We start from the raw sequence: 12,513 nt of genomic DNA, 5'->3' as shown, positions 1-12,513 counted from the left end.
ACAGACTACGGCCTGCGATAACAGGGCTCTCGGAGTGCCACTGGCGGGGCCAAGGTCCCAGCGTTCGGCCTTTGTGCGAAATATCCGTTTCGAGATGAGATCATATGAATACCTGAATAGGTGAACAGATGTTTTCGTACACCTGTCCACCAAGGAAAGGACACCCGTGAAACTCCACAAACCAGGCGTTCTGACGCTCACCGCAACCGCCGCAATCGGCGCACTTCTGATCACGTCGTGCAGTAGCCCGACTGGCACCGACTCCTCGGGCAACAACGACGGCCTGGTCTTGGCCGACGGCTACGAGCTGGGCGGCTACAACCCGGTCGCAGGCTTCGGCGCTGCCGGTGAGGCCAAGATGTACGACGGCCTCGTCCGGCTCACAGGAGGGACCGGCATGCCGGGATTCGAGCCGTCTCTGGCCGCGGAGATGCCCACTGCCAATGCCGACGCGACAGTCTGGACGGTCAAGCTACGTGACGGCGTCACCTTCTCCGACGGATCGACCTTCGACGCCGACGACGTGGTTGCCACGTACAAGGCGATCCTCGATCCGGCTTCCGCCTCCGAAGCGCGGTCGTCGTACGACATGATCAGCGACGTCGTGGCCGTCGACGACAGCACAGTCGAGTTTCGTCTCGCCTACTCGTATGCGCCCCTGCTGACGAAGATGCTGATCGGCATGGTCCCGTCGGAATCCCTCGCGACACCCGGACTTGCCGCCGAATCGCCGTTGAACACCGCGCCTGTCGGTACGGGTCCGTACACACTCGTCGATCTCTCACCGGATCGAGCGGTCTTCGAGGCGAACGAGAACTACTGGGACGGTGCACCGGAGATCAAGAAGCTCACTCTCCTCTACGTTCCGGACGACAACACCCGCGCCCAACGTATGGTGTCCGGCGAGATCGACGGAACCAATCTCCCTCCACTGCTTGCCAATACGTTCTCGGGCAAAGACAACATGTCGGTGACTGCCCATCAGTCAGCGGACTGGCGCGGTCTCTCACTTCCGACGAACAATCCCGTGGCAGGCGACAAAGCCGTACGGATGGCGCTCAACCTCGCCGCCGATCGCCAGTCGATGATCGACAACGTCCTGGGCGGACACGGCCGCGTCGCCGCCACTCCGATCCCCGAGGTCTACGGCGATTCGTACAACCCGAACGCAACCTTCGCCTACGACCCGGCCGAGGCCGAGCGAATTCTCACCGAAGCGGGCTGGATCGAAGGTGCCGACGGAATCCGTTCGAAAGACGGTCAGCGGGCGCAGTTCACGATCATGTACAACTCCGTCGACACCGTTCGACGTGATCTCGCTCAGGCATTTGCCTCCGATGCTCTCGCTGTCGGCATCGAGGTGGATCTCGAAGCGCTCTCCTGGGACCGCATAGACCCTCGAATCAACCAGGATTCGACGCTTCTCGGTGGTGGAGACGAACCTTTCGATCCAGACACGCAGGCGTACGACGCGCTGAACTCGAAGTACATAGCGCCCGGGGTCGGCAGCATCTACGACAACGCCAGCGACTACTCCAATCCAGCAGTCGACGCAGGCCTGGAAGTAGGACGCCGCAGCCTGGATCAGGAAACGCGTGACGCCGCGTATCGCGACGTGCAGCAGGCGTACGTCGAGGATCCCGGATTTGTCATCCTCGTATTCCTCGACCATACGTACGTTTCGAAGGATTCCGACTGGCAGATGTCCGGACCTGTACTCGAGCCACACTCACACGGTGTGACCTGGGGCCCGTGGTGGTCACTGCAGACGTGGGCCAGAGGGCAATGACAGCGGTCGACGTTCGGGTAGACGCGCGGCAATCGCTCGACCACCGTGGCAACTCCCGCCGAAAGGCCATCCTCACGATGGTCGGTCGGCGGGCGTTGTTCATCGTGCCGGTGATCGCCGTGGTGTCCGCGGGACTCTTTGCCGCCGCCGCGGTCTCACCGTTCGATCCACTTGTCGGCTACCTGGGCACGCGATACATGACGACCAGCGACGCGGACAAAGCGTTGATCGCCGATCAGATGGGTTTCGACAACCCCTGGTACAGCACGTACTGGAATTGGCTCCAGGGCGTGTTCACCGGTGATCTCGGGATCTCCAGATCGTTCAATCAGCCTGTTTCCCAAGTTATCTCCGAGCGTCTGCCATGGACCCTGCTGCTGGTCGGTATCTCACTCCTCATCGCGATTCTCGCCTCGCTGACACTCGGTGTTCTCGCCGGAATACGCAGTGGAGGATTCTTGGACAAGACCGTGTCCGGGCTGAGCGTCGTGGTCCAAGGACTTCCGCCGTTTGTCTTGTCGCTGGGTGCCATCGCGCTCTTCGCGTTGACTCTCGGCTGGCTCCCGGTCGCCGGGTTGACCGACGGGGGTGCCGATCCCACACCGGGACAGGTGATCCGGCACTTGGTCCTACCGGTGACGGTCCTTTCCATCTCGCAGATGCCGTGGCTCCTACTCGCGGTCCGAGAATCCGTCGTGGGTTCGAAAAGTGAGGGATTTGTCGCGGGCGCCGTAGCACGCGGAATCCCGGCGCCGACCATCACGAAACGCCACATACTGCCGACCTCACTGGCGCCTTTCGTGAACATCGTCGGCGTGCGACTGCCCGAGCTGATAGTCGGGGCAGTGCTGGTGGAAGAGGTCTTCAGTTGGCCAGGGATCGCCGGCGCCATCGTCTCGTCAGCCCGTGACCTCGACATGGCACTGCTCGCGTTCCTCACCGTCGGTACGACATTGACGGTCATGCTCGGCTCACTGCTTGCCGACGTCCTCGTTGCAGTACTCGACCCGAGAGTGAGTACCGATGGCTGAACGACGCTTCAAGATCGCCCTCGGCGTGCTGATCCTCGTTGCGCTGTACGCGGCGTTGGTCCCATGGTTGGCCGACGTCGACGACCGAGTCACAGACTTCTCGGCGGCTCGCCTGGCTCCGTCGTTCGATCACCCCTTCGGAACGGACTCGGCGGGCCGAGATCTGTTCGTGCGCATAGCTGCAGGCATTCGAACCTCACTTCTGATCGCACTCGCCTGCGCGCTGCTCGCCACGGTGATCGGCGTCGCCGTCGGCACTACGGCCGGACTGGTCGGTGGCTGGGTGGACAGGTTCGTCATGCGCGGCACCGATGCCGTCAACGCACTCCCCCACCTGTTGCTCGGCATCGTCATCGTCGCGATGTTCCGTGGAAGCATTGCCGCCATCGTGCTTTCGATCGCACTGACCCACTGGACCCAAGTGGCCCGGATCATCCGCTCCGAGATCTTGAGTCTGCGCGAGCGTCCCTACATCGACGCCGCCATTCTCGCGGGAGCAAGTCGACGTCACGTGATCATGCGCCACCTCGTGCCGGCGACGGCGCCGCAGGCTTTGATCGCAGTCGTTCTCCTGCTGCCCCACGCCGTCTGGCACGAATCGACGTTGTCCTTCCTGGGATTCGGCCTTCCCCCGCACAAGCCCAGTCTCGGGACGCTTCTCGAAGAGGCACGCAGTTCTCTACTCCTCGGCGGTTGGTGGACGCTGGCATTCCCCGCCGCAGTTCTCGTGATCGCCACCGTCGCAGTTGCCGTCGCCGGTTCGGCCCTGCGGTCGATGCTCACACCACCTCGACCTTCGGAGTTGCGACTGTGAACCACGGCCTGCGCATCGAATCTCTCACCGTCAGGATCCCTCTACTCGGAGGATCGGTAGTTCACGCTGCGAGCGACATCGACCTCGACGTTCCAGCCGGCACGGTGACCGCACTTGTCGGGGAATCGGGGTGTGGCAAGTCGATCATCGCCACCTCGGTCATGAACATGTTGCCGCCGAATGCTTCTCGAACCGGAACGGTCACCGTCGGAACACCGGACCTCGAGATCGACGTCTTCTCCGGCACCGCGTTCCGTGGGCGGCACGTGGCTCTCGTTCCACAATCCGCCGCAACACATCTCACCCCCGTCCGGACTGCGCGATCGCAGCTACAGGAGACGATCGACGCACTCGGCAGCGATCACACTTGCGATGCCTTGGCACTTCGCGTCGGACTCGAACCGTCGGCCCTGGACTGCTACCCGCACGAACTGTCGGGCGGCATGGCGCAACGCGTGGCCATTGCCGGTGCGCTGGCCGGGAATCCGTCGGTGATCGTCGCAGACGAACCCACCGCCAACCTCGACCGCGAACTCACCGACCACGTCATGGGATTACTTCGAGAGTGCGCGGACGCCGGAGCGGCGGTCCTGCTCGTCACCCATGACCTGGCATCCCTTACCCGCAACGGTGTCGCGGATCGACTTGCCGTCATGTACGCATCACGCATCATGGAGACCGGTCCGGCCGCGCTGGTGTTCCAAGATCCGCTTCACGATTACACCCGAGACCTTCTCGGCGCCTTACCTTCCAGAGGTTTGACTCCCATGCCGGGATCGCCACCGCAACTCACCGATCTCCCCGAGGAGTGCGTCTATCACCTACGACGCCCGGAGTCGAAACAATCCGGTGGCCCGACCGAACTGGTCACATTGGGTGACCGCACGTACCGAACGCTGCGGAAGGTGGGCTGACATGAGTCTGCAAGCTCTGGGAATCACCAGCGGTTACCGTCGCAACCGGCCAGTTCTCGAGAACGTCTCGCTCGAGATTCCGTCGGGAAAGCTGATCGGCCTGACCGGGCCTTCGGGCACCGGAAAATCAACACTTGCAAGGATTCTCGCTTCGCTGGATGCACCGTGGTCAGGCGAAGTGCGGATCGACGGATCACCCGTTGTGGGTACCAAATTCTCGGTACCCGCGGCACTACGCGGCACGGTGTCCATGCTGTTTCAGTCACCTCGCGCATCGACCGACCCTCGGCAGACGCTCGCCTCGATCATCGGCCAACCCGGTGACATTGCCAGTAGGTCAATCGATGTGGCCGCGCTGGCAGCAGAAGTGGGCCTCACTCCCGATCTCTTGTCGCGCAGACCACACCAGGTGAGCGACGGCCAACTACAGCGCGCCTGCCTGGCGAGATCGCTGGCGCAACAACCGAAATACCTCATCTGTGACGAGGCGACGGCGATGCTCGACGCCGCCACGACGGCCGCGCTCATTCGGTTGATCGAGAGTCGCGCCGCCGAAACCGGCGTCGGTGTATTACTCATCAGCCATGATCGCGAATTACTCGGCGCCTGCTGCGACGTGGTCCACGACCTCGACGGTATCAGCGCTTAGCCCCTGCGAAATCGACCCTTGACCCGAACGTATGTTCGAGTATGATTTGGGCAGGGGATCGGGGGATTCAATGAGTGTCTTGTTGTCGGATGTGGTGTCTGGTTCTGCGGTGGGTTTGCGCGGACGCCTGTGGCAGTTGACTGCTGCGGAGTTGCGTGAGGCTGCTGTCGAGGCGAGTGCGGAGATTCTGCGCCTCGAGGCGGTGCGTGTGGCGGTGGTGGACGAGTTGTCGTTGCGCCCGGATGATCAGGTGATTGCGAGCCGCGGGGTGGGTGCGTGGTTGGCGGCTAACACGATGCTGCAGGTTCGGGACGGGAAGAAGATCGCCGCGTTAGGTTCAGCGTTGCGGCCGTTTCCGGCGGTGGCTGCTCGGTTCGATTGCGGGGATTGCTCGTTCGATCATGCCGTGTTGATCGTGGCGTTCTGTGAGTCACCGCCGAAGGGGATGCCGGAGGAGGCACTCCCGCGCTGTATCGATTTGTTGTTGGCTGCTGCGTCGGGTGTGGAGGCGACGACGACGAAGGTGCGGAACGTGATCGCGACGTTGGAGCGGTTGTTCGAGTCCGATGAGATCCCGCCCGCCGAGGATGTCGATCTCAACGAGTTGCGGATCGCGTCGACCTTGAATGGTCGGGTGGTGGTGCGTGGTGATTTCGACGCCCTGACCGGTGAGATGTTGTTGTCGGCGTTGTCGAGTCTGACGATGCCGACTCCGGCACCGGACGGGACGCCGGATTCTCGGTCGGCGGCGAAGCGGACTGCGGATGGGTTCACCGAACTGATTCGCCGCTATCTCGATTGCGCCAAGACCGGTACCGATGGTGGTCAGCGTCCGCATGTAAACGTGCACATCAATGCTCGGGATCTGGCTGAGCATCGGGACTGCGCCGCCACACCAACTGATGGTGGTGGAGTGGCTGTGTCTGATCTTGATGTCGGGCACATGCCGTGGCTCGGACCGCTGTCCGTTTCGCAGACAAGGCTTCTCGGGTGTGATTGTTTCCTCTCGACCGTGCTGCTCGACGATCACGGCGCGCCCTTGGATGCGCAACCAGGAAAGAGGTTGGTCACCGCCGAACAACGGACTGCGTTGATTGCCCGCGACAGAGGCTGCGCGTTCCCGGGTTGCACATGCGTGCCCGCCTGGACCGATGCGCACCATATCCGGCACTGGGCGAACGGCGGCCCGACGGTGATGAACAACCTGGTCCTGCTGTGCCGTTCACACCACCGACTGATGCACCGGAAATCAGGGTTCGTCGGGAAATGGGAAATCCGCATCGGCGCCGACAACAAACCCTGGTTCATCCCGCCACCCTCGATCGACCCCGGGCAGCAACCCAGGCCGGCGAACACCACCTTCAAAACCTGAGGACGAACCTCAGGCATACAACGTCACGCCAGGTCCGCATCGGAGGAAGCACCTCCGATGCGGACCTGGCGTGCGTTCCTGTTGGTCAGCCTGCAACCGTCAAGTCGTAGAGGGTTACTCCGTCCACCGTTGTGGCGGTGAAGTTTTCGGTCACCCACGTCGAGATGGCGGTAGCGGTGCCTTCGGCGTTCATACCTCCACCCATCCCACCGCCGGCGATGAAGAAGTGAATCTTGCCCTCTGCCACGTACTGCTGGAACTGCGCGAGCGTCGGCGACGGATCGCTCCCGTTGAACCCTCCGATAGCCATGACCGGTGACTGCGTCGCAAGCTGATAACCCGATGCGCTGTTGGACCCGATTGCCGCGGCTACCCACGTGAACTGGTCGGAGTTCTCTTCGAGAGCGGACACAACAGCGGCTCCCGGCGTGCTGCCCTGCAGTAGACCACCGACACCGCCTCCCATTGCGCCTCGCGTCCCGTCGGCGGTCGGCGTGGTACCGCCCGGAACTGTTGCACCACCGGGCATCTGACCCATTCCTACAGGGGGCGTGCCCGGCATTCCGGTCCCAGCCCCGTCAGTCCGACGGTTACCGCCATCAGCCGTGCCACCGAATCCACCGAAGCCTCCGCGGCCACCGCCGGGCCCGCCCATTCCACCTTCGACGCTCGGTCCGGCCGAAACTATGGAACCGGTATGCGGAGTGTTGATCGTGTCGATCGCGTATGCAGTCGGACCTGCCAGACCGGTGAAGATCGCTGCGAGAATCACTCCCACAGCCAATCGACCTCGCGTCACTGCCGGCATCAGCACTGCCACGGCGCTGACGATGCCGACCACCAGAATGGTCCAGCGAAGCCACGGTACGAACGAAGGCGAGCGTCCGAGCAGTACCCACGCCATCGCGACGGTTGCGGCCAAGGACACCGCCAGAATGATGCGAACCCAGAGGACGTCACGATGACGCCACGCCACTACCGATCCTGAACCGATCAGCGCGGCGATCGCCGGCGCAAGCGCAACGGTGTAGTAGGCGTGGAAGATTCCCGCCATGAAACTGAAGGTCAGTCCGGTCACCAACAGCCACAGTCCCCAGACGATGAATGACGCGCGCTGTGTATCAGCGCGGGGTGCCCTGCCTCGCAGCACGATTCCAGCCACCAGAAGTATCAGCGCAGCAGGAATCAACCAGGCGATCTGTCCGCCCTGGGCCGATTCGAACAGTCGGGTAATACCGGTACTCCCCCACATACCACCGCCGGCCGCACCACCTGGTGCCATACCTCCCCCGGCCATACCACCCGCGGCCTCGCCCATACCTGGGAAACCGCCCGCAGCAGCGCCGGCCGCGGCATCACCAGCACCGCGCATTCCGCCGCCGCCGACGCTTCCGGTCTCGTTGCCGCTCAAGCGCCCGAGCCCGTTGTAGCCGAGCGTCAGTTCGAGAATCGAATTGTTCTGTGAACCACCGATCCACGGACGCGAGTCGGCCGGCCACAGTTCGACGATTGCCAACCACCATCCGGCGGAGACGATCAGTCCGCCCAGTGCCGCGAACAGTTGGAGTACGCGCTTACCCAGTTTCGGCGGTCCGGCGATCAGATAGGTGAGCGCCAGCGGTGGAACCACCAACATGACCTGTAATTGCTTTGTCAGGAAACCGAATCCGCAGAAGATACCGACCAACACGAGCCAGCGGGTGCGGCCGTCCTGCACGGCGCGCATCATCGCCCACACTGCTGCGATCATCAGGAGCACCAGCAGAGCATCCGGGTTGTTGAACCGGAACATCAGCGCCGCTACGGGTGTGAGCGCAAGTACCAGGCCTGCGAGGAGGCCGGCGGCCGCACCGAAATACCGTCGAACCGTTCCCCACAACAGTGCAACCGATCCGACCCCGAGGAGTGCCTGCGGCACCAACATCGCCCAGGAATTGAGTCCGAAGATGCGAACCGACAGCGACATCAACCACAGGGACATGGGCGGCTTGTCGACGGTGATCGAGTTTGCAGCGTCCGAGGAGCCGAAGAAGAAAGCCTTCCACGACACCGAACCTGCCTGTACCGCAGCGGCATAGAACGAGTTGGCCCATCCGGACGCGCCCAGGCCCCAGATGTAGGCGACTCCGGTGCCCACCAACAACACTCCCAGTGCCCACGGTTCCCAGCGCACCTGACGTTGCGGTTCCGGCGCTGGCAGCGGCGCGGCGAGTGTCTCTGCAGTGGCGGTCATCGATTGGCTCCTACGGATTGTGCGGTGCGAAACACCCAGCGCAGTGCGATGAATCGACTGACTGTGGCAACAAGATTGGCGATGACGAGTACGGCAAGCTCCACGTGCTTGGAAGCATCGGGCGCCATGACGTCGAGCACGAACAACGATCCGCTGGTGAGCAGTAGACCGAACCCGAACACGAGCAGGCCCTGCATCTGGTGACGAGCGGATCCTTCCGACCCTCGGATCCCGAAGGTGAAGGCCCGGTTGGCGGCGGTGTTGAATACCGCGGTCACCAGCAATGCGACGGCGTTGGCCCACTGCGCACCCATGATCGAGTGCAGAGCGAGGTAGAGCAGCGCGTACGCGAGCGTCGAAATGACTCCCACCACGGCAAAGCGTGAGAGCTGCCCGACCATTCCTCGTGGAACTCCGGGAACCAACGGTTCACGTCCGAAACTAGCCCTGAGCTCGGCCAATGGAAGGGAACCAGTAGACAGTGCTCGCCCGACACGGACCACACCTTTGAGGTCGGCAACTGCCGTGGCAATGATGTCCACCCGACTGTCCGGGTCGTCCACCCAGTCGACAGGGACCTCGTGAATCCGCATGCCCGCTCGCTCGGCCAGCACCAGCAATTCGGTATCGAAGAACCACCCGGTGTCCTCCACCAGCGGAAGTAGTTGGCGTGCAACATCGACGCGCATGGCTTTGAATCCGCACTGGGCGTCGGAGAAGCGAGCATGCAGTGCGCTTCGGAGGATGAGGTTGTAGCTACGTGAGATGAACTCACGCTTGGGGCCGCGCACCACGCGGGACGATCGTGCCAGCCGGGAACCGATGGCGATGTCCGAGTGTCCGGAGAGCAACGGAGCAATCAACGGCATCAGGGCGTTGAGGTCGGTCGAGAGGTCGACGTCCATGTACGCGACCACGTCGGCATCGGAGTCGCTCCATACCTGCCGCAGTGCTCGACCACGACCCTTCGCATCCAGGTGGACGACCCGGACGTCGTCGAATTCTTCGGCGAGGGAACGGGCGAGTGCCAACGTGCCGTCGACACTGGCGTTGTCCGCGATGGTAATTCGTGCAGAGAATGGCACCTGCGTGCGTAAATGCCGGCGCAGGCGCCGCACGCACGTCTCGAGGCCTGCCTCTTCGTTGTATACCGGGACGACCACGTCCAGCACTACAGTCGTCGCGGAGACCTCCTCTGCGTCCGTGCTGCCCGCGGTCTGCATGGCTTCTGTCGTCATGCGTCCTAGATTTGTCGGGCCGGCTCCGACGAACCTGCGTCCAGCCTGGGAGTTTCCTGGCAACCGGACGCGGGCTAATCTCGGGGTATGCCTTCAGTCTTCAGTGCCATCATCAACGGGGATCTACCAGGACGTTTCGTGTGGGAGGACGAGGACGTCGTCGCGTTCTTGACCATCGCGCCGGTAACGCAGGGCCACGTGCTTGTGGTTCCGCGAGCCGAGGTCGATCAGTGGCAGGACGTGGATCCTGAACTCTTTGCCAAGGTCACCGCTGTTGCCCGCAACCTCGGCCAAGCCGTGCGTAAGGCGTTCGACGCGCCTCGGTCGGGTCTCCTCATCGCAGGTCTGGAAGTTCCGCATCTTCACGTTCATGTTTTCCCCGCATACGACATGGGGAACTTCGACATCAGTGGCGCCGACACCTCGCCGTCACCCGAATCTCTCGACGAGGCACAGACCAAACTCAAGTCGGCGCTACGCGACCTCGGCTTCGAGGCAACTGTCTCGACTCGTTGATCGCATACCTTCGACCGAATTTCGCTGGCCGATAACTGGACTCCCCGCCGCAGCCTCCAACGGAGGTTGCGGCGGTCGCATTTGTCGCTCCTACCGACCGTGACCTGCGATTGCACACCGAACAGTCCGTTTCGCGCTGTCGCGCGAGCACGAGATTCGCTGCTACCGTGGGTCGCTGGTCCGGGACCTAGGGCCCTAAAACTGGTTCACGTGTTAACAGTCGGAGGACAAGGGAGCAATGCAGGAACGTGCCAAGATCAGTCGCCGACAGATTCTTCAAGGTGCTGCTGATCGGTTCGAAGTCACGGGGTACGGCAGCACGAGCATGAATGACATCGTGTCCGCGGCGCAGATGACCAAGGGCGCGGTCTATTTTCACTTCTCGTCCAAAGACGAACTGGCTCAGGCGGTGATCGAAGAACAGCACCAGATCTCGATCAGTGCCTTCACCGCAGTTGCAGCCACAGGCGCACCGGCACTGGAACAGCTCGTCATGGTGTGCCACGAGATGGGCCGCCAACTCGTCGCAGAACCTATTGTTCGTGCGGGAATCCGACTTACCCTCGAGTTGGCCTCTGCCGACGGTTCGCAAGGCCCGTACGTCGCGTGGATCCGCGAGCTTCGAAAACTGGCCGAGGCCGCGAAGCTCGAAGGCGACATCCGCGACGATGTGGAGCCGGAATCGGTGGGTCGCGTGGTGATCTCGGCATTCACCGGCGTTCAACTGGTTTCGAACGTGCTCACCAGACGAAGCGATTTGAACGACCGTATCGACGAATTGTTCGCCCTCCTGTTGGCAGGCGTGGTCTCCGACAAGCGACGCAGCGCCGTCGCCGAACTGGTCGGATGTCGCCTCGAAACTTATGTGTCCTGATCCGGAGAACACCCCGACGCCCGGATGATTCGGCGCATCAGCACCGAACCGTGCGCCAACCTTCGTCGATTCGTACAAGACCCCCCGTCGTCGACTCACTATCGTCAGATCCACGAATAACCCAGATACATGGATACCGACGAAAGGGCTTCTCGAATGACCGAAACCGCCACGTACGTTGAGAGCGCACAGCAGGAGATCGCTGCTGTACTCGCCGAAGCGAAGACCGATGCCTACGTCCACGCACGCGACATCGATTCCGGCGAAGAGTTCGGCTACGGCGCGGACGAAGGTGTCATCCTCGCCTCCGTTTTCAAGATTCCTGTTGTGCTTCAGTACGCCCGTGAAGTAGCGGCAGGCACCCTTGATCCGACCGAGCACGCCACGGTGACCTCCGAGTTCCGCTCCGGCGGCATCGGTATCGGCGGCTGCGCCGACGACGTGACTGCAAGCTGGCGAGACCTCGCTCTGCTCATGATGAGCTTCAGCGACAACGCCGCCACGGATTTCTTGTACGAACGTCTCGGACTCGACAACATCGTCGCAACGCTGCGCGGGCTCGGTTTGGAGAAGACCAACTTGGTCCGTGACTGCCGAGGCCTCTTCAAGACGGTCTACGACGACCTCGGCGTCGACAAGGGCACCTTGCTGGAAATGCCCCCCATCGAAATTCTTCGGACAATTTCCGTCATGGATCCCGCCCGCTCCAATTCCAGTACTCCTCGTGAGATCACAATGTTGCTGGCTGCAATCTGGAGGGACGAAGCCGGCCCCGCATCGGCTTGTGAAGAGGTCCGAACCATCATGAGCAAGCAGGTCTGGCCGCACCGCCTTTCGTCCGGTTTCCCCGACGAGGTCACTGTCGCCGCCAAGACCGGAACGCTGGGACTGGTACGAAACGAAGCCGGCGTCGTGGCGTACCCGGACGGCAAGCGTTACGCCGTCGGTGTCTTCACCAAGTCCCACGAGCTCACCCACCGCGCCCCGAAGATCGACGCCTCCATCGGAACCGTCGGCCGCATCGCTGTCGAAGCACTTCGCAACAACAGCTGATCCGAACCCACTGACAAAGAATGCGGGTCG

At 62.5% G+C, this 12,513-nt stretch carries 11 protein-coding genes; 9 read left to right on the top strand and 2 right to left on the bottom strand.

Going from position 1 to position 12,513, the window contains the following annotated elements; all coding sequences use genetic code 11:
• Nucleotides 1-166: 166 nt before the first annotated feature.
• The 6 genes from YH3_RS06695 to YH3_RS06670 all read left to right on the top strand — a co-directional run bounded on the left by YH3_RS06695 (nt 167) and on the right by YH3_RS06670 (nt 6,569).
• On the top strand, nt 167-1,789 hold the full coding sequence (locus YH3_RS06695) for an ABC transporter substrate-binding protein (protein ID WP_064443154.1): 1,623 nt from the start codon (nt 167-169) through the stop codon (nt 1,787-1,789).
• Complete coding sequence (locus YH3_RS06690) at nt 1,786-2,820, top strand: ABC transporter permease (RefSeq protein WP_082920574.1); 1,035 nt, start codon at nt 1,786-1,788, stop codon at nt 2,818-2,820. Before YH3_RS06695 ends, YH3_RS06690 begins: the two co-directional genes overlap by 4 nt.
• The gene (locus YH3_RS06685; RefSeq protein ID WP_020906350.1) at nt 2,813-3,634 is read left to right on the top strand and encodes an ABC transporter permease; all 822 of its coding nucleotides are present in this window, start codon (nt 2,813-2,815) and stop codon (nt 3,632-3,634) included. Before YH3_RS06690 ends, YH3_RS06685 begins: the two co-directional genes overlap by 8 nt.
• On the top strand, nt 3,631-4,548 hold the full coding sequence (locus YH3_RS06680; protein ID WP_064443152.1) for an ABC transporter ATP-binding protein: 918 nt from the start codon (nt 3,631-3,633) through the stop codon (nt 4,546-4,548). The genes YH3_RS06685 and YH3_RS06680 overlap by 4 nt, the downstream gene beginning before the upstream one ends.
• Nucleotide 4,549: 1 nt before the next feature.
• Nucleotides 4,550-5,197 (top strand): ABC transporter ATP-binding protein, encoded by a 648-nt coding sequence (locus YH3_RS06675; RefSeq protein ID WP_064443151.1) that lies wholly within the window; start codon nt 4,550-4,552, stop codon nt 5,195-5,197.
• A gap of 70 nt (nt 5,198-5,267) precedes the next feature.
• Nucleotides 5,268-6,569 carry an HNH endonuclease signature motif containing protein gene (locus YH3_RS06670; RefSeq protein ID WP_064443150.1) on the top strand — a complete coding sequence of 434 codons (1,302 nt, stop codon included), beginning with the start codon at nt 5,268-5,270 and terminating at the stop codon, nt 6,567-6,569.
• 85 nt (nt 6,570-6,654) lie between these two features.
• Here the strand turns inward: YH3_RS06670 and YH3_RS06665 are convergent, their stop codons facing one another.
• Nucleotides 6,655-8,802 (bottom strand): glycosyltransferase family 39 protein, encoded by a 2,148-nt coding sequence (locus tag YH3_RS06665; RefSeq protein WP_064443149.1) that lies wholly within the window; start codon nt 8,800-8,802, stop codon nt 6,655-6,657.
• Nucleotides 8,799-10,040 (bottom strand): glycosyltransferase, encoded by a 1,242-nt coding sequence (locus YH3_RS06660; RefSeq protein ID WP_007734387.1) that lies wholly within the window; start codon nt 10,038-10,040, stop codon nt 8,799-8,801. The genes YH3_RS06665 and YH3_RS06660 overlap by 4 nt, the downstream gene beginning before the upstream one ends.
• A gap of 87 nt (nt 10,041-10,127) precedes the next feature.
• Between YH3_RS06660 and YH3_RS06655 the strand changes: the two genes are divergently transcribed.
• The 3 genes from YH3_RS06655 to YH3_RS06645 all read left to right on the top strand — a co-directional run bounded on the left by YH3_RS06655 (nt 10,128) and on the right by YH3_RS06645 (nt 12,483).
• Nucleotides 10,128-10,556, top strand: coding sequence for an HIT family protein (locus tag YH3_RS06655; protein ID WP_042449536.1), 429 nt, complete (start codon nt 10,128-10,130; stop codon nt 10,554-10,556).
• A 238-nt stretch (nt 10,557-10,794) separates the two neighbouring features.
• Nucleotides 10,795-11,430 (top strand): ScbR family autoregulator-binding transcription factor, encoded by a 636-nt coding sequence (locus YH3_RS06650; RefSeq protein WP_064443148.1) that lies wholly within the window; start codon nt 10,795-10,797, stop codon nt 11,428-11,430.
• A 156-nt stretch (nt 11,431-11,586) separates the two neighbouring features.
• A complete protein-coding gene (locus tag YH3_RS06645) occupies nt 11,587-12,483 on the top strand; it encodes a serine hydrolase (RefSeq protein ID WP_054188096.1) in 897 nt (298 codons plus the stop codon).
• Nucleotides 12,484-12,513 lie beyond the last annotated feature (30 nt).

Source organism: Rhodococcus sp. YH3-3 (genome assembly GCF_001653035.1).
GTDB lineage: Bacteria > Actinomycetota > Actinomycetes > Mycobacteriales > Mycobacteriaceae > Rhodococcus_F > Rhodococcus_F qingshengii.
Note: the sequence above shows the minus strand (reverse complement) of the source record. Positions and strands in the feature narration are given on the sequence as shown.

Bases quoted from the DNA above. Each gene is read 5' to 3' on its own strand.
- YH3_RS06655 (WP_042449536.1), top strand. From the start codon at position 10,128: ATGCCTTCAGTCTTCAGTGCCATCATCAACGGGGATCTACCAGGACGT.
- YH3_RS06645 (WP_054188096.1), top strand. From the start codon at position 11,587: ATGACCGAAACCGCCACGTACGTTGAGAGCGCACAGCAGGAGATCGCT.
- YH3_RS06685 (WP_020906350.1), top strand. From the start codon at position 2,813: ATGGCTGAACGACGCTTCAAGATCGCCCTCGGCGTGCTGATCCTCGTT.
- YH3_RS06675 (WP_064443151.1), top strand. From the start codon at position 4,550: ATGAGTCTGCAAGCTCTGGGAATCACCAGCGGTTACCGTCGCAACCGG.
- YH3_RS06665 (WP_064443149.1), bottom strand. From the start codon at position 8,802: ATGACCGCCACTGCAGAGACACTCGCCGCGCCGCTGCCAGCGCCGGAA.
- YH3_RS06650 (WP_064443148.1), top strand. From the start codon at position 10,795: ATGCAGGAACGTGCCAAGATCAGTCGCCGACAGATTCTTCAAGGTGCT.
- YH3_RS06690 (WP_082920574.1), top strand. From the start codon at position 1,786: ATGACAGCGGTCGACGTTCGGGTAGACGCGCGGCAATCGCTCGACCAC.
- YH3_RS06660 (WP_007734387.1), bottom strand. From the start codon at position 10,040: ATGACGACAGAAGCCATGCAGACCGCGGGCAGCACGGACGCAGAGGAG.
- YH3_RS06670 (WP_064443150.1), top strand. From the start codon at position 5,268: ATGAGTGTCTTGTTGTCGGATGTGGTGTCTGGTTCTGCGGTGGGTTTG.